This is a genomic window from Algoriphagus sp. TR-M9 (assembly GCF_027594545.1).
In the GTDB taxonomy this organism is placed as follows: Bacteria; Bacteroidota; Bacteroidia; order Cytophagales; family Cyclobacteriaceae; genus Algoriphagus; species Algoriphagus halophytocola.
In genome coordinates, this window is sequence record NZ_CP115160.1 from 2,480,992 (window position 1) to 2,502,143 (window position 21,152).

The 21,152-nt window shown below is 37.5% G+C and carries 17 protein-coding genes; 2 read left to right on the forward strand and 15 right to left on the reverse strand.

What is annotated here, in order from left to right:
- Positions 1-193: 193 nt before the first annotated feature.
- From PBT90_RS10705 to PBT90_RS10725, 5 genes are all read right to left on the reverse strand, one after another.
- Entirely contained in the window at positions 194-2,104 is a 1,911-nt protein-coding gene (locus PBT90_RS10705) for a polysaccharide biosynthesis protein (RefSeq protein ID WP_270128996.1), read from the reverse strand.
- A gap of 187 nt (positions 2,105-2,291) precedes the next feature.
- Entirely contained in the window at positions 2,292-3,047 is a 756-nt protein-coding gene (gene kdsB, locus PBT90_RS10710) for a 3-deoxy-manno-octulosonate cytidylyltransferase (RefSeq protein ID WP_333482144.1), read from the reverse strand.
- A 2,003-nt stretch (positions 3,048-5,050) separates the two neighbouring features.
- Entirely contained in the window at positions 5,051-5,662 is a 612-nt protein-coding gene (locus PBT90_RS10715) for a sugar transferase (protein ID WP_270129001.1), read from the reverse strand.
- Positions 5,663-6,802 carry an aminotransferase class I/II-fold pyridoxal phosphate-dependent enzyme gene (locus PBT90_RS10720; RefSeq protein ID WP_270129006.1) on the reverse strand — a complete coding sequence of 380 codons (1,140 nt, stop codon included), beginning with the start codon at positions 6,800-6,802 and terminating at the stop codon, positions 5,663-5,665.
- A gap of 130 nt (positions 6,803-6,932) precedes the next feature.
- Positions 6,933-8,090: a glycosyltransferase family 4 protein gene (locus PBT90_RS10725; RefSeq protein ID WP_270129010.1), complete on the reverse strand. Its 1,158-nt coding sequence runs from the start codon at positions 8,088-8,090 to the stop codon at positions 6,933-6,935.
- Between the two features lie 269 nt (positions 8,091-8,359).
- Between PBT90_RS10725 and PBT90_RS10730 the strand changes: the two genes are divergently transcribed.
- Positions 8,360-9,064 (forward strand): sugar transferase, encoded by a 705-nt coding sequence (locus PBT90_RS10730; RefSeq protein WP_270129014.1) that lies wholly within the window; start codon positions 8,360-8,362, stop codon positions 9,062-9,064.
- A gap of 131 nt (positions 9,065-9,195) precedes the next feature.
- Positions 9,196-10,881 carry a capsule assembly Wzi family protein gene (locus PBT90_RS10735; RefSeq protein WP_270129019.1) on the forward strand — a complete coding sequence of 562 codons (1,686 nt, stop codon included), beginning with the start codon at positions 9,196-9,198 and terminating at the stop codon, positions 10,879-10,881.
- Positions 10,882-11,077: 196 nt separating this feature from the next.
- On the opposite strand, the gene PBT90_RS10740 is transcribed toward PBT90_RS10735, so the two are convergent.
- Genes PBT90_RS10740 through murB form a run of 10 tightly spaced genes read right to left on the reverse strand, consistent with a single transcriptional unit; the run spans position 11,078 to position 21,135 of the window.
- On the reverse strand, positions 11,078-12,472 hold the full coding sequence (locus PBT90_RS10740) for a UDP-glucose 6-dehydrogenase (protein WP_270129020.1): 1,395 nt from the start codon (positions 12,470-12,472) through the stop codon (positions 11,078-11,080).
- 5 nt (positions 12,473-12,477) lie between these two features.
- Entirely contained in the window at positions 12,478-12,819 is a 342-nt protein-coding gene (locus tag PBT90_RS10745) for a cupin domain-containing protein (RefSeq protein WP_270129025.1), read from the reverse strand.
- Entirely contained in the window at positions 12,812-13,783 is a 972-nt protein-coding gene (locus PBT90_RS10750; protein WP_270129029.1) for an NAD-dependent epimerase/dehydratase family protein, read from the reverse strand. The genes PBT90_RS10745 and PBT90_RS10750 overlap by 8 nt, the downstream gene beginning before the upstream one ends.
- 2 nt (positions 13,784-13,785) lie before the next feature.
- Complete coding sequence (locus tag PBT90_RS10755; RefSeq protein ID WP_270129034.1) at positions 13,786-14,565, reverse strand: WecB/TagA/CpsF family glycosyltransferase; 780 nt, start codon at positions 14,563-14,565, stop codon at positions 13,786-13,788.
- Complete coding sequence (locus PBT90_RS10760) at positions 14,562-15,731, reverse strand: glycosyltransferase family 4 protein (protein ID WP_270129039.1); 1,170 nt, start codon at positions 15,729-15,731, stop codon at positions 14,562-14,564. Before PBT90_RS10760 ends, PBT90_RS10755 begins: the two co-directional genes overlap by 4 nt.
- Positions 15,731-16,867 carry a polysaccharide pyruvyl transferase family protein gene (locus PBT90_RS10765; RefSeq protein WP_270129044.1) on the reverse strand — a complete coding sequence of 379 codons (1,137 nt, stop codon included), beginning with the start codon at positions 16,865-16,867 and terminating at the stop codon, positions 15,731-15,733. Before PBT90_RS10765 ends, PBT90_RS10760 begins: the two co-directional genes overlap by 1 nt.
- Positions 16,868-16,880: 13 nt before the next feature.
- Entirely contained in the window at positions 16,881-18,020 is a 1,140-nt protein-coding gene (locus tag PBT90_RS10770) for an O-antigen ligase family protein (protein ID WP_270129049.1), read from the reverse strand.
- Positions 18,017-18,988, reverse strand: coding sequence for a glycosyltransferase family 2 protein (locus PBT90_RS10775; protein ID WP_270129053.1), 972 nt, complete (start codon positions 18,986-18,988; stop codon positions 18,017-18,019). The genes PBT90_RS10770 and PBT90_RS10775 overlap by 4 nt, the downstream gene beginning before the upstream one ends.
- Before the next feature lies 1 nt (position 18,989).
- On the reverse strand, positions 18,990-20,267 hold the full coding sequence (locus tag PBT90_RS10780) for an oligosaccharide flippase family protein (RefSeq protein WP_270129057.1): 1,278 nt from the start codon (positions 20,265-20,267) through the stop codon (positions 18,990-18,992).
- Positions 20,268-20,271: 4 nt separating this feature from the next.
- On the reverse strand, positions 20,272-21,135 hold the full coding sequence (murB, locus tag PBT90_RS10785) for a UDP-N-acetylmuramate dehydrogenase (protein ID WP_270129062.1): 864 nt from the start codon (positions 21,133-21,135) through the stop codon (positions 20,272-20,274).
- Between the last annotated feature and the right edge of the window lie 17 nt (positions 21,136-21,152).

The window sequence follows — 21,152 nt, forward strand, 5'->3', positions numbered from 1 at the left end:
CTAAATGCTAGTGATATGCCAATTCTATTAAGCTTCGGGCTCATAATTGGTAAAATCTAAAGAAGTTAGTTGCCCTGCTTTTCTGTTAGAAAAAATCATGGAGAGAATTAGCATTTAGACACCTGATAAACCTGTTACTCTCCTAACTGGCCATTTTAGCAAATCCAAAAAAAATTGGCGATTGCTCAATAAATCAATTCAACCTATCCAATACCTCGAATCTGGAAGAATTTGAAATGAATTCTGGCACAATTACTTTCAGGTGTGCTACTACTTCATTTTCAGATTGCTTGGTCACCAAATCATTAAACAACTCAATCTGTCCATCAATTTTGTGATAGGAAGAAGGGGGGACTTGTGCAATCATTATTTTAGGATGATGTGTGATTTTAAGGATTTCAAAATCATTAAGTAATTCCTCAAACAGCTTTTCACCTTCCCGAAGTCCTGAGAAAATGATCTTGATATCCTCATCCACCTTCTTTCCGGAGAGCTGAATCATTTTCTTAGCTAGCTCTAAAATCTTCACCGGTTCACCCATATCAAACACGTAGATTTTTCCTCCATCTCCCATGATCCCGGCTTCCAGCACCAGTTGGCAAGCCTCTGAAATAGTCATGAAATACCGGGTAATTTCAGGGTGGGTAACAGTAATGGGGCCTCCTCTTAAAATCTGCTTTTTAAATAAGGGAATAACAGATCCATTCGACCCCAGTACATTTCCGAATCTAGTAGTAATAAATTTGGTATGAAAATTATTGTGATTTTGAGCCAAATATTCATTCAAAGCTTGTACATACATTTCTGCAGCCCGCTTACTGGCTCCCATAACATTGGTAGGGTTCACAGCCTTATCTGTGGATACAAAGACAAACTTCTCCACCTTAGCTAATACGGAGATATCAGCCAAAAACTTGGTACCTATAACATTGGAAAGTATGGCTTCCTCTGGATAGTTTTCCATCATAGGCACATGCTTGTAAGCTGCGGCATGAAAGACCACCTCTGGCCTGAAAGTTCTAAAAACCTCCTTGAGCTTCTTTTTATTTTTGATATCTCCCAAAACCACCTTAATAGGGCAGTTAATTCGGTTTTCTTTAAACTCCTGCTCCACATCATATAATGCTGATTCAGCGATATCCAACATCACCAATAGCTTAGGATTGTAATGAGAGATTTGTCTACACAACTCAGAACCTATGGAGCCTGCAGCTCCTGTTACCAAAATCACCTTATTATATAATTCCTCGTGTAGTTTTGGATTATCTAAAATAATTGGTTCACGGCTTAGTAAATCCTCGATTTTTACTTCCCGAATGGCCCCTACAGTAAGCCCTCCATTCAGCCATTGATCAACTGGAGGCACTATGGAAACGGAGATTTTCAGGCGCAGGCACTCGTCCATGATCTCATTTTTGCGGTGAACGGTAAGATCCCGAACTGCAATTATCAATTCAGTAACACCAAACTCTTCCACCAACTTTTCTAGGCCTGAAAGACCTTTGTATATCCGTCTTCCGTCTATATTCTTTCCCTCTTTCTTTGGATCATCATCAAGAAATGCTACCGTGTTGAAAAGGCTTTTACTGTCTCGATTAATAGCCTCCTGAGCTATTATACCAGCTTCTCCTGCTCCGAAAATCACTCCGTTTTTCAATTCCTTGACCAGAAAACCATTCTTTAGGTATACAAATAGCTCCTTTACCACAAGCCTGTAAAAAATCAGCATAAACAAGGAAGATAAACTAGCTATAATCAATACCGAAGTAGGCAACAAATACTGTTGATTAAGGAAATTACCATGAAAGAAACTGAGAAACAGAAAAAGAACAAAATTGATCAGGACTGTTTTAAAAATATTTGAACCATCCCTAAATCCAGTATGCCTGACAATTCCTTCATAACTATGTGTATTTTGCATAACCAGCAATCCACCAAGCATAAAAAATATACTTCCACCTAAAGCATTACCTTCCTCTATCTGATCTAACTCAAAATTAAATCTGACCAGGTAACCAAACAGAGCGCAATTGAATAATATGATAGAATCCAATGTTGCAATAATCCATCGCGGAAGAATTTTTAACCGAGTCAAAAAATTCATAGTAGAAATCTAATCATATTTAATTATTTCTTTCCAAGCTTTTCACATACAGATTTGCGAACAAAATAATCACTTTTATTAAGTTTACATAATTTAATATTTTCTTTCCATAGTGACAGCTGAATAGTCATACAATACCAGCCAAGCTCGCAGGACTATCGGTTCTCTAGCCCTCTCCAACACTTACTTACACCAATTTCCTCGCCCGGATCAAATCCTCCTTGGTATCTATGGCAACTGCCTGATGCAGGGTCTTTACCATCCGGATCTGATACCCATTTTCCAATAACCTCAATTGCTCCAGCATTTCTATAGACTCTAGTTTGCTTTTTGGCAACTGGGTGAATTTTCTCAACACCTCTCTTCTATAGGCATATACACCCACGTGCTTCCAATAGGTCACCTTGGCCGACTCCCTATTGTAGGGTATGGGGCATCTGGAAAAGTACAGGGCATTCTCATGCGCATCCGTTACCACTTTTACCGCATTAGGGTTCTGTGCCTCCAGCTCAGAAATCTCCGTTTTCAAAGACGCCACCTGCACAGACTCATCTTCAAATGCCCTGACCAAATCCTCAAGTGACTGCTTATCCTGAAAAGGCTCATCCCCCTGCACATTGATAATTAAATCCGCATCTACAGTTCCCAAGGCTTCAGCAATTCTATCCGAACCACTTTGATGCTCCTGCTGGCTCCTAAACACCTTACCCCCTACTTCCTCTATCTGTTGATGAATCTCCTCATGATCTGTTACCACCCAAACCTCATCAAAGACCCCAGTATCCACGGTACTCAAGTAGGTTCTCTGGATAATGGATTTTCCTCCAAGATCTTGAACCAATTTGATAGGTAAACGGGTAGAAGCATATCGGGCTGGTATAAGTGCAGCAGTTTTTGACATCATAGCGAACATGGTGGTGAATAAAATTTGTACAGTCTTCAATTAGGCTAAACGCTAATTTTTCAAGAATGCAGATTCAAATATAGGCAAATCCTATCCTTAAATTTAATGCTCGCTTAACGACAGGGAATTACCTAAGAACCGGATTATAAATCCTACGGTAATATTTTCGAGATTACAAATCTCGAATAGCGCGAATCAAACCCAATTTCCGAGTTTACTAAAATTGGATTCCGGGGTCATTTCGACGAGCAAACGTAGATGTTATATTATTCGAAAATGCTGATGCGAGGGGAAATCTCTTTTGAAGTCAGATGGCTAAAGTATGAAATCTAAAACCTGAACCTCATACGCTTGGCCAGAATTAGACTCAGTCGCAGATGGACAAGTTGAAAATTTAAAATGTAAAGTTTAAAGTTGCCGTTTTAGGTACTTTTACATTCGGAATTCAAAATTTTGGAGGTTGGGAAGTCGGAAGTCAGTTGTCTGTTGTCAGTTTTCGGTTGTCAGTCGCCTGGCCTGAGCTTGTCGAAGGGTAGGAAGCCTGTCACGCTGAGCGGAGTCGAAGCGTTTTAGTCCCTATTCGCTAGGGTGGCAGAGATGGAAGTCTGGAAGCAGGCTGAAGGCCTGCCTTGTTGTAGCCTAGGGTAAGGAGGCACGACGCAACCCTGGGTTCAAAGTAGAACGATTCCCCCAGCGCTGGCCCGGGATCCTGATTCGGAGACGGCATTGTCATGCCAGCAAGATGGAAAAGTTGAAAGTTTAAAATGTAAAGTTTAAAGTTGCCGTTTTAGGTACTTTGACATTCGGAATTCAATATTTTGGAGGTCGGGTATCAAATGTCGGGAAGTTTGGTAGTTAGGAAGTGGGAAATTGTAAGTATGGAGATAAAGATGACTCTCCAGTATCAGGTTTAGATTGTCTTTCAGCTATATAGGCAGATTCAGGATTTTGGGACCTTGGATCGACTGTCGGAGACGAATAGGTTTTTACCTGACCCTGAAGGGGTCAAATTATTAATAGCCCAGGGTAAGGAGGTACGACGCAACCCTGGGTAAAAAATCGCAATTTATCACCAGCGCTGGCCCGGGATCCTGATTCGGAGACGGAGGCGTTTTGCCAGCAAGAATACGGGAGAACCAGATTGGACAACTATTTTTATTCAATCGACAACTTCTCAGTTGACCGTTATGGCTTAACTTAAAAATTCCTCTCTCGATACTTTTGAGACCAAAAGTATCCAAAAGTCTTCGTCGCGGCAAAGCTTCCACCGCACATCCCAACAGCCCGGCCCGCTGCCGCGACAGCCCACCGCGCAGTCCAAGTGACGACTACATTTTAATAATACTTTAAATAGCGATAGGTGACAAAACCCAATCCCATTCCTAAAAGCACATAATAATTAGATGAACTTATTTTTACCTAACCCTGAAGTCGAAGGGTAGGAAGCCTGTCACGCTGAGCGGAGTCGAAGCGTTTTAGTCCCTATTCGCTAACTGATTCTAAGGAAATATATTATTGTTCAAAATCCAGTTTCTGGTTCTCGATAGGTGTTTGGGAATAACTAAAAGAAAATCAGCCTCATAGGGGCGGTTCATATTAGTGCCTAGGGTTTCAACCCTGGGATTAAGGTTTTAATGGTTAACCAGCGCTGACCCGAGATCCTGATTCGGAGACGAAGGCGTGACGCCAGCAAGAATACCGAAAAACCAGATTGGAATCCTACGGGATTGGTTCGAGATTACAAATCTCAAACAGCGATGTGAATGGCGATTGGCAGTCTAAATACTGCATTTGGATAGGGATAAGTAATGAGACTTGCGCCAAATATGAGTTCCCCACCAGACACCTCAGAGTGCAGCTTCTGGAGAAGCAGCACAACATGAGAAGCAGCACAACCTGCCTAAATATAACCACTCACGGCTGTGGACCGTGGTCTGTCAACTATGGACCATCTTCCATGGTCTATGGACTATCGTCTATCAACTAAAAAAACTATAAACCATTCAATCAAACTACTCCCTACGCTCCACCAAGATGCTGGGTCACTTGCCCGCACCTTCAAATTTACCAACTGTCACATGGCCCTGCTGTGTCACGCCCTTGCCTTGCAAAACATTAAAAAGTGTCGTAAATAATATCCTCCAGTCCAGCCAAAAACCATGATTGTCCACATACCATACGTCCAACTTGAACTTTCTCTCCCAACTAATGGCATTCCTCCCATTGACCTGGGCCCAACCGGTGACACCCGGGCGCACCTCATGCCTCCTGGACTGCTCCTCTGAATACAAAGTCAGGTACTCCTTCAACAATGGTCTGGGCCCCACCAAACTCATATCCCCCTTTATCACATTGATCAACTGGGGCATCTCATCCAAGGAACTCATTCTAATCACTCTACCTAAGGCTGTAATTCTACAGGAATCTGCTAAGGGCAGCCCATCCTGATCCACTAGATCCCGCATGGTCTTAAACTTGAGAATTCGGAATGGAATATGATCTTTGCCGGGCCTCTCCTGAGAAAAAAATGGATTTCCTCTGTGATGGAAAATCAACAGTACCATCACCAACAAGAAGATGGGGAGAAATATTAAAAACATCAAAAAAGCAAGGATGATGTCCATCGCTCTCTTTATGTACTTCCTGTAAAACACTTACTTAAATGATTTGGCGAGTTCCTTCTTGATAACAGCCAAGATCCTTTCCTGATCTTCCAGTTTGAGATCAGCTGAACTTGGCAGGCACAACCCATTTTCGAAAAGGTTTTGGGCGGTTTTACCACCATAAAACTGGGCATCAGCAAACACCGGCTGCATGTGTAACGGCTTCCAAAGATACCTGCTTTCTATCCCATGTCTGGACAGGGACTTCTGTAAACAAGCTGCATCAAAGCCTAGAATTTCTGAATTAATCAAAATCGCTGTTAGCCAATAATTAGACTGGCTGGAGTCTGGTTCCGTATGGAAACTAATCCCGGGAATGTCTTTGAACAATTCCCTATACCTGGCATTCACCGCTCTACGGCTTTTGACCTGATTCTCCAGCTTCTCCAACTGAGCCAGCCCCACCGCGGCTGCCAGATTATTCATTTTATAATTATAGCCTATCTCTAAATGCTGGTAATACGGCAGGTCTTCCCTGGCCTGGGTAGATAGGTGCCGGGCTTTTTGAAGTATGTTGGTATCATCTGAAATCAGTGCTCCTCCCCCTCCGGTGGTGATGATTTTATTTCCATTGAAGGAATACACACCAATCTGTCCAAAAGTACCGCACATTTCCCCTTCATAGACCGAGCCCACAGCTTCGGCAGCATCCTCCAAAACAGGAATATTATACTTACGGGAAATCTCCAGGATCTCGTTCATTTTAGCTGGCATACCAAAAAGGTGCACCACCACTATGGCCTTAGGCTTTTTTCCATTGGAGATGCGGTTTAAAATTGCATCCTCCAGTAATTCTGGACTGATATTCCAGGTATCGCTTTCTGAGTCCACAAACACAGGTTTGGCGCCCAAGTACACAATGGGATTGGCAGAGGCACAAAAAGTAAAGCTTTGACAGATCACTTCATCTTCAGGACCTATGCCCATCAAAACCATGGCAAGGTGCAGGGCTGAAGTTCCGGAATTGAGCACCACGGACTCATGGGTACGCAACTTGGTATTCAGCTTCCACTCAAACTTCCCAATAAACGCCCCATAGGTAGCCAAGTGACCTGAATCTATGGCCTGTCTGGTGTACAGGGATTCATTACCATTAAAGCTAGGAAAGGACAGGGGTATTTGCTTGTACATGTACTGATTGAGTCAATAACTGTCTAAACTTAGTACATAAATGACAAAAAGCAAACCAGGAACACTGCAGGCCAAAAACAAAAAAAGACCCCAGCGGGGCCTTAACTAAATTTTTTACTCTAATATCCTTCTAATTCAGATTGATCTTGGAACGCTCAAAATCCTTTTTCTCCAGCTTTACCTTTCTTTTTTGACGCTCATTTAAACCACTGATTTCAAGCACCCTAGGCTGTACTGCTACTTTCTTTTTCACATATTTAACAGTGACCTTGTCCAGCCTCAATCCAAGTATAACTGCAAGTCCCACAATTATGGGAAGAGCCAGATTGTCCGAGAAATCTTTTAAAATAAAAATCAAAAAAATAAACACCAACTGCAAAGAACCTAGTATGAAAGTAACTTTATCATGTGTGAAACCCATTCTCATCAGGAAGTGATGCACATGGGATTTGTCCGGAGTCATGGGGCCTTTTCCCTGGGAAATCCTACGGGTAAAAACCCTTCCCATATCGTAGAGGGGAAACATTAAGAGCGCAACCCCGGCAGAGAAGGAAGGTTCAAATTTCCAGGTACTCCCGGAAGGCAGAGCCTGATTCACTTCCATAAAGGCCATCACCAGCGCGCCCATGGTAAAGCCCAAGGTCAGGGAACCGGTATCCCCCATAAAGATCTTAGCAGGATGCCAGTTAAAGGCCAGGAAAGCCAGAATAGCCCCCATAAAGGTAAAGCAGATCAGGGCGTAGCTATCCAGTCCATAATAGAGAAACCAAGCCCCCAGGCAGGAGAAGGTAATCATGGCCATGGTACCGGCCAGTCCATCCAGCCCGTCTATTAAATTAAAGGCATTAGTGAGTGCCAAAAGGGTAAAGGCAGAAAACACATAGCTGAAATACAGGTTCAGTTCCCCTATTCCCAAGAAACCATGAAAATCCCGGATACGGATATCTGATGCTCCTATGACTAGGACTACGGCTATAAGTTGTCCGAGGATTTTCCTACTGGCCTTCAACTCTACTATATCATCTCTAAGACCTACAAAGAACATGATGGTAATCCCCCCAAACAAATAAGTAGGATAATGCTCTGGGTATTCCCAAGCCCAAATAGCCAGAGCGATCATGGAGGCTAAGAAAAAACCTATCCCTCCCATAGAAGGAGTTTTCCCTAAGTGAATACGTCGTCCTCCCGGAGAGTCTGAGACTTGGTAATTATGCAGAAGTTTAATCAGCACTGGAAAAAAGAGAATACCAATCGCAAATGAGGTAAAAAAAGAATACAGAAAAGTCATAGTGTCAGTAAGGTTGGTTAGGAAATCATAGACTAATACGGGTCAAACTTCTATTCCGCTACAACTCTTAGGTAATTTTATAAAAAAAATGGCAAGGTTAATGCCTTAAATTTCTTAAAAACACATAGAAGTAAATATTTTCAGGATAAAATACAATTTTATGTATTTACAAAAATACCGGCCATTTATTTGAAGAAATGACAAAAAATAAGACCTTTACAAAGCCCAAAATAATCAGTAACCAACTTTTTAAGAAAAAACCTACTATAATGACAACTAGAAATGTAGAAAAGCTCCTTGGGTATGATTTCAATTATGATTTATCAGAAAATTACAAAAAGCAAGAACCAGAATTAATTTTTTCCAAACATTTTAACTGGTATAATCTTACATTAAAAAGATTCATTGACCTTATTGGAGCCTTTCTTTTCATGGTTCTGATTGGTTTTTGGCTTTTCCCTCTTGTGGCAATCTTGATTAAAATTGAGTCCCCAGGCCCTGTTTTCTTCAAACAAACCCGCGAAGGAATTTATAACTCGAGATTTAGATGTTATAAATTTAGATCCATGGTAGTCAATAATGAATCGGAAACCAAGCAGGCTACCAAAAACGATCCAAGGATTACGAAAGTGGGTAAGTTTATCCGTAAAACCAGTATAGACGAATTACCTCAAATTTTAAACGTGATTTATGGTAATATGTCACTGGTAGGACCTAGACCTCATCCTGTGAAATTAAATGAAATGAGTGCAGCAGAAATTGTAGGTTTTAGAAATAGGCATTTGGTAAAACCAGGTATAACTGGATTGGCACAAGCCAAGGGGTATAGGGGAGAAACTCAAACTTTCCATTCCATGTATTTCAGGTATAAATTAGATGTGCACTATATTAAGAGTTGGAGTCTGTGGCTTGATTTAAAAATTATCGCTATGACAGCTAGTTCAATTCTCTTTGACAATGAAAACGCGTATTAATCCACCTCATGGAAAAATCCAAAATTCTCATCAAACTAAAGGAAGAGGCGCATATTTCGCGCCTCTTCCTTTAGTTATGATTGTATAGTTCTGTCCAGAATTATTAATTTAGCTCCTATTACTATTTAAAAATGAAAAAGAGATTTAAACTTTTACTGACCACATTTCTACTTGCATTTCAAGGTATGGCGCAGAACATCCCTGTAGGATTTCCTGTGCTAAATGATTATCTCAGGAGGGAGCAGATTTTGGGCAATTTAAACTCTGACTTTTCATTTATTTACAAACCAATCTTAACGGAAAAAGCATTTCCGGAATTTTCAAACCCATATTTAAATGATTCCATACTGGGATATCAATTAGATAAAAACTCTGTTCTTAAGAATAAAAAATTCGCTGTTTCTTTACTCCCAATTCAAATGATTAGTATGTATAATACTGATCACCCGTATAATTGGGGGCATGGAGCCATTCTTCCAGCGAAAGGCTTTCAAACGCTTATTTCTGGAGGGCTTCATTTAAAATGGGGAAAGCTTAGTGCCCAACTATACCCTCAATTCCATTATGCACAAAATCTAAAGTTTGAAGAGTATCCGGAAAATGCTCCTAATGAGTATTTTCAATATTTACGTAGAAGTTTAAATGGAATTGATCAGCCGGTCAGATTTGGACAAGATCCTATCACAAGGATTTTGCCAGGAAATTCCAATATTAGCCTTAACCTCGGCGGTATTGCTTTGGGTGTATCCACCGAAAATATATGGATTGGTCCAGGACAGAATAATTCCTTATTAATGACTGACAATGCGGAGGGTTTTTTACACTTTAAGTTAAATACTACTCGCCCATTAAAAACATTTGCCGGTAATTTTGAAGGTAATTATTGGATAGGAAAACTAGAAGGATCAAACTTTCCTCACTTTAGTGATGGTAGCTATAATGAGCTCCTTTCAAAAAAAGAGGATGACTGGAGATATTTCACTGGATTATCAATCAGTTACTCTCCTATTTTCCTACCTAATCTTTATTTAGGTGCAACGAGGGCATTTCAGGTTTACAGAGGTGACATGAGAAACAATTTCAGAGCTTTCTTCCCATTTTTTGCCCCATTGCCAAAAGAAGGAGAAGGGATATTGGAAAATGTTGAACTTCGTGAGGATCAAAATGTAGGAATATTTGGAAGATACCTTGTTCCGAAAGCCAATTTCGAATTCTACTTCGAGTATTCCAGAAATGATCATCCCTTTAATTGGAGAGATCTGATTTTAAACATAGAACATAGTAGAGGATATTTACTTGGTTTTAGTAAGTATATCAAACTTAATGATCAAAATACGATAGGCATCATTGGAGAAATGACCCAGACTAAATTCAGTATTAACAATACCATTAGATGGGGAGAAGGTATAGATAATGGATTAGGTCTATATGATAACTATCAAGTAAAGCACGGTTTTACATATAAAGGAGAGAACTTAGGCGCAGGTACTGGCGTGAGTGGAAATGAGTATTCTTTAAAAATTGGACACTTCCAGCGATTTAAAGAAGTATCTTTAGAATTAGAAAGGTTAGAGCGTCATCCCAACTACTATTACTTTGCAATAGGTAAAGGTCTCAATGTAGAAAAATGGGTTGACTATAATTTCAGTCTTAATTATAAAAACACATTTAATAGGCTAGTTTTATCAAGTTCCATCACTTCTATGGTAGTAAAGAATTATAATCATTGGAACAATACTGGTAGCGAAGTTCTATCGGGAAGTCCCGATAAAAGATTCAATATGAATTTGATGATTAATCTTGCCTATTTATTTTAATGTTCCTGAGTTATTGGTTTGTAGTAACACAAACCTTTCGTAGATAGAGTTGTTAGGTTAACAATCCTTGAAACTATTTAGATTCGAAAAAGCAATAAGGGAATCGTTAAATGCTAACAAAAAGCCCTAAAGAACAAAATATATCTTTAGGGCTTTAAGTCTTAGGGTATTACTTTATATATTAGCATACCAAATTCTATGGTTTTCCAATCGCATATACCCTAAAGCCAATTTCCCGAAGTTGTTCATGATCCAGAACATTTCTACCATCAAAGACCTGAGCGGGCTTGAGCATAGAATCATATATCTTTTGCCAATCATACTCCTTAAATTCATCCCATTCTGTTAACACGGCAACTGCATGGGCATCCTTACAGGCCTTATAGGGATCTGATTCTACCTTAAGCAATTCCTTGTTAGCTTCTGGTTTACGTGTAGTCAGGTAATCCAGATCCGCATACATCTGCCGTGCCTTTACTTTCGGGTCATATACGTGGATATACGCATTTTCACTCAACAGATGATCAGCCACATAAATGGCTGCTGACTCCCTAGTATCATTCGTATCCTTTTTAAAAGCCCAACCCAAGAAAGCTATCTTTTTACCACTTACGGTGTTATATAAAGACTTGATGATTTTCTTGGCAAACCTCCCTTTTTGATGATCATTCATCTTAATGACCTGTTCCCAGTAATCAGCTACCTCGGTTAATCCATAGGATCTGGAGATATAGACTAGATTTAAAATATCCTTTTGAAAGCAAGAGCCTCCAAAACCTACAGAAGCTTTTAAAAACCTCCCTCCTATTCGGCTATCCGCTCCGATGGCACGGGATAATTCATCGATATCTGCCTCTGTAGCCTCACAAAGTTCAGAAAGTGCATTAATGGAAGACACTCTCTGAGCTAAGTAGGCATTTGCCGTGAGTTTGGAAAGTTCGGAAGACCATACATTGGTAGTGAGGATTTTTTCTCTAGGAATCCAATTCGCATACACGTCCACCAGTGCCTCTATGGCCTCCTTACCTTCAGGGGTACTCTCCCCGCCAATCAGGATTCTATCTGCATGGTGCAGATCCTCTATAGCCGTTCCTTCAGCGAGAAATTCAGGATTTGAAAGAATCTGGAACTTAACACCACCTCCTGTATTTGAGAGGATGTCATTTACAGCTTCCGCCGTACGTACAGGAAGTGTTGATTTCTCAACCACGATTTTATCCGTATCAGAAGCTGCAGCGATTTGTCGGGCACAGAGTTCTATCCATTTCAGGTCTGCAGCCTGCCCCTTACCCTCTCCATAGGTCTTGGTAGGTGTATTGACGGAGATAAAGATCATCTCAGCTTCATGAATTGCCTGATCGACAGCGGTGGAGAAAAACAGGTTTCTCCCTCGGGCTTCGGCCACGACCTGATCCAGGCCCGGTTCATATACCGGTAGATTGTCCAGGTTTTCATCATTCCAGGCATCTATTCTGGCCTGGTTTATATCCACTACAGTCACTTTGATTTCTGGACATTTCTGGGCTATTACAGCCATAGTTGGCCCCCCCACATAGCCTGCTCCTATACAGCAGATTTTTGTGATTTTCATATAAACTAAATTGCAATTCCCCAATATAAAAACCTAAGTTCATCTAACCCTTCATTGTGAAGAGAATGAAGTACACCTGCAGGGATTTCTACTAATAATCCATTGTAAATTTTAATATTCTCACCTCCAACACGGTATGTACCTTCACCCTTTAGAAAGTAAAAATACTCAAACATTGTAGGATGCTTATGTTCTTCGCAGGATTCACCAGGTTGAAAAACACCCAATGCAATTTGAGTCAATGAATTATTTAGCTCATCATTATTTTTAAAGACTAGCTTTTTCCCAAAGCCATGAGCATTGTTTACAGATGTTAACCTCTGTAAATCTACGCTATAATTAGACATTTTCAGAGACTTTGATCTGGTCTAATATCCAATTATATGTTTTCTCAACACCATTTCTTAAAGGAATTGAAGGTGCCCATCCCAATTTTTCTTTGATTAGTTTATTATCGGAATTTCTTCCCTTTACACCAGTAGGCCCCTCGATATTTCTTATCGATAGGTTTTTACCAGATATATCAATAACCAGCTTAGTAAAGTTTTGAATGGAAATCATCTCTTCCGATCCAATATTCACTGGTCCAGCAAATTCAGAATTCATTAATCTTCTAATACCATCAACGCATTCATCTACAATCAAAAATGACCTGGTCTGGGTTCCGTCACCCCATACTTCTATAACATCCCCATTCTGAGCCATTGCTACTTTTCTACAAATTGCAGCAGGCGCTTTTTCTCTACCTCCATTCCAGGTTCCTTGCGGACCGAATATATTGTGAAACCTACCTATTTTAGAATCAAAACCATGGTTTCTATTGTAGGTTAAATACAATCGCTCACTAAATAGTTTTTCCCATCCATATTCACTATCTGGAGCGGCTGGATATGCACTATCCTCAGAACATTTAGGATTGTCTGGATCCATTTGATTATATTCTGGATACATACAAGCAGAAGAAGAGTAGAATACTTTTTTAATACCCTTATTCTTCATTTCTTCTAAAACATTCAAATTACATAAAGCACTATTGTGCATGATATCCGCATCATTATCACCTGTAAATACAAAACCTGCGCCCCCCATATCAGCTGCAAGTTGATAGATTTCATCCAAATCAGAAGTAATGACCTGCTTTACCACGTTTACATCCCGTAAATCTCCTACAACAAATTCATCTGAATTTGTATTACCATACTCATTCTCTTTGATATCTACCCCACGAACCCAATAACCTTCGCTTTTCAACCTGTTTACCAAATGTCCTCCTATAAAACCTCCTGCTCCACAAACTAATGCTTTTTTCATAATCATTTATTTAATTTAAGTTTATAATTTATTAAATCTTTTACTCCGTAAAATGCAAATTTTGGTACGATGCTCACATACCTTTTGTAAAGTCTTTTTGGTTCCACACTTAATCTAAATAACCACTCTAATCCCGACTTTTGCATCCATTTAGGGGCTTGCTTTACATTACCAATATGAAAATCGAATGCAGCACCAACTGTAATTAAAAAATCCACTTGCGTAAATTGCGAAAGATATTTGGCAAACTTCTCCTGCTTTGGACTGCTAATCCCAACCCAGACAATATTTGCACCCGAAGAGTTTATTAGATCGGAAATAGACTCATAATCATAATCTTTGACATCCATAAATGGAGGACAAAACGTCCCTACTACATTATTATTTTCAAACTTCACACTACATGCCTGCTTTAATTTATCAGCTACCCCTTCCATGCCTCCGCAAAAAAAATGTTTAATAGTTGTCTTACATGATTTCACCATCATGGCTTCAAAAAAGTCCGGCCCATAGCACCTATCCATAGCCTTTGCTCCTTTAGCCCTTCCTACCCATACTCCAGGCATACCGTCAGGCAAATTGATATAAAACTCATTTAAAACCTTTTTGAAATCCGCATCTTCTTTTGCTTCTATTATGCCATGTGCACCTGTTGCACTGATGCACCTGTTTGTCCCACTACTCTCCCCGTGTATAATCTCTGACAAAACAAGATCAACAGCAGTATCAAATCCATCTTTAAAAAGTGGTATATCTACCACAGTAATAGCTCTATTTATCATGACTGGTCCATTGCTAGTTTAAAGGCACTTATGTGAATCCTGGCGCACTCAGACACATCGTATTTTTCTATGGCTTCACACTTATTTAATTCTCCTATCCTCTCTATATCATTTGGGTTCAAACTATGATGTATAAGATAATCCACAGCCTTATCCAAATCGTCTAATTGATATAGACAGCCATTCACCTTATCTTTTACCACCTCAGAAATTGCACCAACATCAGAAGTCACTATAGGCAATGAAGAAGCCATTGATTCTAGGATGACCGTGGGTACTCCTTCAGCTTTGGAAGTCAATAAAAACACATCAAATGCAGATAAATAATCTGATATCTCAAATTCAGGTTCAGAAACAGTGAGGAAGCCTTCTCTATCTAAGCCTTTAGCTTTTATCCGTTCAATTACATTACTTTTGTAGTAAGGCCTTTGCGATTCTGTCCTATTTCCAATAACCCTGAAAAAAACACCCTCTTTACCAGCTTTTTGCTTAAATCTATCGCATATTTCGACCAAATTTTCATGGGCCTTTTGCCTGTTTTGATTCCCTATAGTACCGATAAGAAAAGCATCATGCGGAACATTCAAATACTCTCGCACAATTTTCTTTTTGTCATCATTGAATTCAAAAGAATTACAATCCACAGGTGGGTAGAATGGTACCAATTTGTTGAAGTTCGCTATATCCCCATGTTCTTTAGCTATTCCCAATCCGGTAGTCATAATAACATTAGAACGATCTTTTACAACTGGTGATAGGAGATTCCTCAACCATTTGGGGGCGAAATTACTAAGTAACTGCCATACCACAGGGACATTGCTACGATTTGCAGCTATAGCCCCTTGAATATTAAATAATCCACATAACTGAACCAAATCAATCTTATAATCCACAATTACCTGTTGTATAAACTGTATATCAGAAAAAAAATTAGCCAGGTATCGAAAATGAGTTACTGGATTAAATGATTTCCTAGGTCTATGAAGATCTCGATTAATGACTTGAATCCCCTTCTCTTTCAACCGTTTTGTGCCAGTACCATTTTCATCAGGGGTTAATACAATGTATTCATATCCCTTATTTTTAAGAATATCATTTAACCTAAAAATTTGATTGTGAGGTCCCCCAAAAGTCGGAGTCAGAATTATAGCTAGAATATATTTCATTAATTGGTTTGTCTTATTAAATCTTCCAATAAGTGGATATTTTCTAGTGATTTTTTCACCATTACTTCAGGATTTACTGCCGCTATAAACCTCTGATCTCCAATAGATAATTCGTAAATGCTATTTTTGATCTTATCTGTTCTTAAGATTCTGTGGCTTAAGGGTACACATGCGTCGTGGTCAAGCTTCACATCAAATGCCAAATCCTCAAGCTTCCTATGATAAGCCAAAAACAGTAAAGGCAAAGATGAAATATAGCCCAACATCGCTGAATGATACCTAGAGGCTATGAAACCACCTTTGCATTCTGCTATTTCATTTAAAGTCACTATAGGATTGTAATTAAATTCAGACAATAACACCCTGCTCTCTCCGAATATTTCAACAAGTCTTTCAAATAGGAAATTAGAAATTTTTACATCAGATTCCCTATCCCCACCTCTGATAATAAATATTTTAACCTTAAGGTCTTTATTTGCCTTCATCGCTTTATCAATTCCATAAAAGACCTGGTCCTGATAGAGTTGATTTAGATCTTCCCCATCCTCATTATAATAATGCAAGGGAGTTAAAGAAACTCCTATTAAGTTTGGGTCAGTTTCAGTTCGGGTTAAGGGCAATAATGCAGCCAAATCAAAACTCAATGAAGTTTTACCTGATACCATTCCCAAACTTTCAATTTCTTCATAGGATGCTCTATCTCTTACAGTAGTGAGATTAGATAATCTAATTGCAGCTTGTGTCAGTACTTTTGTAAAACCAAATTTATATGGTCCCAATCCATTAGCAATCAAACATACTTTTTTGCCGGAAAATTTTGCCAAGGTGAAAATACCCAAGTAACGAGAAAGGTATCGTACATGTCGAAGATACCTAGAAAACACATAATCATCATGGAAATGAGTACCACCGCATAAAATAACAAAATCCGAATTTTTAAGGGATGCCAAAATCTGATTAACCCCAGGCTTAACAATAGTAATGGGGAAATCAAAAAAATAGTCTTCGCTCCTACCTTTGGTAACTAGATGGATTTTAAAATCTGAATCCACATTAAGCTGAGTAAGCAATCCATATAACATCGCCTCATCTCCAGTATTGTGCCCGCCGAAATGACCAAGAATTAAAATATTCATTTACAAGTAATAATTAACTAATTCCATAAACCCTATCAATCTCCTTAAATAAAAAAATAAAAAAAATAAAATACAAAGGAGTTGCTAATCCCCCAATAATAAGACCAGTTAAACTAGATAAAAAAATAAAAATAATTAAATAGTATAAATAAGAATAACCAAAAATATTTTTATGTTTAATTGCTATTGAAAAACTATATATTAAAAAAAGAGAAAACAACAAAGTCCCAATTATTCCAGTTTCATAAAGTTGCATAAGCCACAAATTATGGGCGTGAGTTGGAGTCCAAGAAAAAACAGGGATAGGACCAGTTTTAAATAATCCAAAGCCATGACCAATTAATAAATTAGAAGCTATTTCTGGCATTAATAATTCCCATAATTTAGTTCGTCCAGTTAATTCAGTAACATCAGCTGAATCTCGGGAGTATATATTTGTGAAATTATCTAACAAATCGAAATATATAAATGAAATAAAAAATATTATTGAAAATAATATCAAAAAAATTTTATTTACATTTCTAAAATAATCAATCAAAAAAATCAAAATCACAAACGTTGTATTTGCCCTTGTTTTAGTTAATAACAACAAAACAAATAAAATTATAAATTTAAGATAATCAAAAAATTCTAATTTCCTTTTATATCTATCTACAACTAAAATAATTAATCCTGTCGCCAAAATCAATGAAAATCTTTGAGAATGATTAAAGAGACCTTTGAATCTAAAAAATTCTTCATGATTGAGTGCAAATGCAGGGGAAACAAAAAATAATATGACACCGAGAAAAGAAACAATAAAAACAGAATAACTAACTGATTTCACTATGGTAGAATATTCAAAGTTTTTATAAAAAAATAACGAAAATAAAAAACAAGAATATATTCCAACAATAGAATTGATTTTTCCTTCATAAGGAATTGATAAAATCATATTAAAAAATAAATAGAACAAGTAAGCAAGTAAAAATTTATATGCTAGACTATTCAATTTAGGGATTTTGAAATTTTTAGCAAAAAATACAAATGACAATAACAAGAGACACGCAAGTACTGCTGGTCTTATTGCATCTGAATTAGTCATAAAATCAAAATCGATTTCAGTTGAGAAAATCAATAAGAAACATAAAATTCCAATAAAAAGATTTCTCATCTATTTATAAAAATCTTATACAAACGATTAATACTATATTTGAAAAAATTAAAATTCATAAAATAACTTATTAAATAATAATAATAATATCTAATCCCATATGAATTATTTAAAAAAACTTCAATATCTCTCAATTGATTCTTAGCAGATAAAACATTAAACATATAAAATAAATGTTTTTGAACCAAAGGATGACGCGAGTTTATATATTGATGGACTCCAATTTCATTTGCATATGATATAATTTCATTTTGTTTAACTAATCCTAAAGTATTTAATTCTTTAGCAAGAATAGAATATTTTCTTTGTAGAATTATCTTACTCGGAGAATAAGATGCACCAGTGAAGTTTATGATTCGCTCATATAAAATTTCTTTAACACAACCAAATTCACCCTCTTTAGACATTCTTAACCATAAATCTAAATCTTGAGAGAACTTAAAAATATCCCTATATCCACCTACTTTGTGATATACGCTTTTTCTATACATAACTTCGCCATGAGAAAAAGGGTTTGACTTATAAAAACAATTAAAATCAAAAGGACCATCTCTTTTAACTTTTTTATAAACATCATTTGCAAAATCCACATTTGCATAGTAGCATCCCACTCCAACTAAAGTCGGATTGGCATTAAGAAATCCAACTTGCTTACTTACTCTATTGGGCAAAGAAATATCTCCAGAACCATGAACAGCTATAAATTCGCCTGAGGAGCAATTAATCGCATTAATCATCCCTTTAACAAATCCCAAATTCCTTTCATGTTTTATAAGATGGACCTTAAAGTTATCACCACAAATCTCACCAATCTTTTCAAAGGTTCTGTCAGTGGAACAGTCATCAAAAATTATTATTTCCAAGTTTTCATAATCTTGGTTTAAAAGGGACTTGATCGAATCCTCAACATAATCCTCCCTATTATAGAATCCCGTAACTATCGATACTTTTGGTAACATTTCTTTCATTTTAAAAATCTATCTTCTTAAAATTAAAATCACTTTTTGAAAACCGTAAAATTGAATAGACAGAAAGCCTAACCTCTTTAGCATAAAAGTATAGAAATAATAAAGCGGAAATCGAATAGCTAATGGTAGAGGCTATTGAAGCGCCAGATGCTCCTCTACTAGGGATCAAAATATAGTTCAAAATGATATTCAAAAACAAAGCGGGAATCATTGCTTTCATTGATATCCAAGGCTTTCCCTTTCCTGCCAAATCCATATTTAAGACTTTAAATATGGTCAAAAGAAGTACACCTGGAAGTAAGATTTTCTGTACCAAACCACTTTCAATAAATTCTTCCCCAAACAAAATCCGGATGATTTCATCAGATAACACAAAGAGAGCTATAGATGCTATTCCAATAAATATTATTGAAAGCCGCAAAAGCTGAGCAACTTTTAATGAAAAATCTCTTCCATTTTTAGCATTTGCGCTTCTTGCAAAAATTATAGTACTTAACAACATCGGAATTTGCCAAAGGTATTCCATTAATTGGGAACCTTTGGAATAGATACCTAATTCATAAGGACTTGACATTCTATCCAGCAAAATAATATCTATTTTATAGTTTAAATTAATGATTAATAAGGCTATGGCATAAACTGATCCCAGGGATAACAGTGATTTGATAATTCCCCAATCAAACTGAAGAGAAAAAAATTCTATAAAATCATTTTTAAAAAGAAGAAACATTGCCATCAAAAAAGGTCCAGTTAATGTAGCGATTAGAGCTCCTTCAATTTTCATTTCAAAAAGAATGATAAATAAAACAGTAGTGAATAGAACTACAAAAGGAGGAAGCCAATTGATACGGTTATAAATTGAAATTTCGTTTTTCCCTAAAAAAATACCCGAATTGTAGGTGATAAAAAGAGAAAAAGGAATAGGCAAAATAGCTAAGAAAACTACCAAATCAGAAGCGTTTGTATTACCCAAATATCTGATTAGAAAATAACACGAAAGAACAGAAAGAATGGAAGAAAAAACGCATAAATGAATTAACGCTCGTTTGATTCCATCTATGCTGAAATTACCTCTTCCGACGTGATAGGTAGTAGCCTGACTAACTCCTAACGAGCCTATCGTCATAAATAATGTTGGATAAACAGTCAAGGCAGCAAGTGTACCATTTAAATCTGGACCGAGCCACCGGGCAATAATGATACTTTTCATTAATCCAAAAGCAATAACCCCTCCTTTGCTCAAGCCAACGCTTGATAAATCCCTTAGAAATTTGGACATGATGCTATATAATCCGCTGTTCTATTTCTAGATCTACTCCAAAATGGTCAAATACTCTTTTTTTAATATAATTTGCTAAATCGACTATATCCTTTCCACTTGCCTTTTCAAAATTGACTATAAACCCAGCATGCTTTTCAGAAACTTTGGCTCCACCAATTGAATAACCTTTTAGTCCAAGCCCCTCGATCATGGGTCCTACAAAATGGCCTTTTGGTCTTTTAAAGACGCTACCAGCATTTGGGTACTCTTTAGGTTGCTTTAACCATCTAGCGGTTTTTATATCATTCATTTTAGCTTTTATGGTTTCTGGATTCCCTTTCTTTAAAGACAACCAAGCTTTTAATACAATTTTATCCTTATTTCTTTGAAAAAAACTGTTTCTATATTCGAACCCAATATCTTCTTTATAAATTTCTTTAATCTGGTAATCATGAAGATCCAAATATCTTACTTTAATCAAAATTCCTTTAATATCTTCTCCACCTGCGCCAGCATTCATGACAACAGCTCCTCCCAAGGAACTGGGGATATCAAAAAAAATCTCCAATCCAGATAATTGATTTTGAAGAGCCAATTCACTGAGTGATTTGAGGTCTAATCCCGCCTCAGCTTCCACAACCCCATCATTTTGAAAAGACACAAATGAAAACGACTCTCCGATTATAATAAAATCATTCTCGTAATATGACTTCGACAATATCACATTGTAGCCCCCTCCTAGAATCACCTTTTCATGCACAGAAGGGAAATCCTGATAAATGGCAACAAAATCCTTTTCTGTCTGAGGAAAAAACGCTCTTTTACACCTAGAATAAACATTATAACTATTGTAATTGGTGAGATCAAAATCTTCCAGTACTTTCATTCTCTAGTTTCTACAAT

What these genes read in the sequence shown, in the direction of transcription:
- PBT90_RS10705 (WP_270128996.1), bottom strand. Translation starts at nt 2,104, where the DNA reads ATGAATTTTTTGACTCGGTTAAAAATTCTTCCGCGATGGATTATTGCA.
- PBT90_RS10720 (WP_270129006.1), bottom strand. Translation starts at nt 6,802, where the DNA reads ATGTACAAGCAAATACCCCTGTCCTTTCCTAGCTTTAATGGTAATGAA.
- PBT90_RS10725 (WP_270129010.1), bottom strand. Translation starts at nt 8,090, where the DNA reads ATGACTTTTCTGTATTCTTTTTTTACCTCATTTGCGATTGGTATTCTC.
- PBT90_RS10730 (WP_270129014.1), top strand. Translation starts at nt 8,360, where the DNA reads ATGACAACTAGAAATGTAGAAAAGCTCCTTGGGTATGATTTCAATTAT.
- PBT90_RS10735 (WP_270129019.1), top strand. Translation starts at nt 9,196, where the DNA reads ATGAAAAAGAGATTTAAACTTTTACTGACCACATTTCTACTTGCATTT.
- PBT90_RS10740 (WP_270129020.1), bottom strand. Translation starts at nt 12,472, where the DNA reads ATGAAAATCACAAAAATCTGCTGTATAGGAGCAGGCTATGTGGGGGGG.
- PBT90_RS10745 (WP_270129025.1), bottom strand. Translation starts at nt 12,819, where the DNA reads ATGTCTAATTATAGCGTAGATTTACAGAGGTTAACATCTGTAAACAAT.
- PBT90_RS10750 (WP_270129029.1), bottom strand. Translation starts at nt 13,783, where the DNA reads ATGAAAAAAGCATTAGTTTGTGGAGCAGGAGGTTTTATAGGAGGACAT.
- PBT90_RS10755 (WP_270129034.1), bottom strand. Translation starts at nt 14,565, where the DNA reads ATGATAAATAGAGCTATTACTGTGGTAGATATACCACTTTTTAAAGAT.
- PBT90_RS10760 (WP_270129039.1), bottom strand. Translation starts at nt 15,731, where the DNA reads ATGAAATATATTCTAGCTATAATTCTGACTCCGACTTTTGGGGGACCT.
- PBT90_RS10765 (WP_270129044.1), bottom strand. Translation starts at nt 16,867, where the DNA reads ATGAATATTTTAATTCTTGGTCATTTCGGCGGGCACAATACTGGAGAT.
- PBT90_RS10770 (WP_270129049.1), bottom strand. Translation starts at nt 18,020, where the DNA reads ATGAGAAATCTTTTTATTGGAATTTTATGTTTCTTATTGATTTTCTCA.
- PBT90_RS10775 (WP_270129053.1), bottom strand. Translation starts at nt 18,988, where the DNA reads ATGAAAGAAATGTTACCAAAAGTATCGATAGTTACGGGATTCTATAAT.
- PBT90_RS10780 (WP_270129057.1), bottom strand. Translation starts at nt 20,267, where the DNA reads ATGTCCAAATTTCTAAGGGATTTATCAAGCGTTGGCTTGAGCAAAGGA.
- murB (WP_270129062.1), bottom strand. Translation starts at nt 21,135, where the DNA reads ATGAAAGTACTGGAAGATTTTGATCTCACCAATTACAATAGTTATAAT.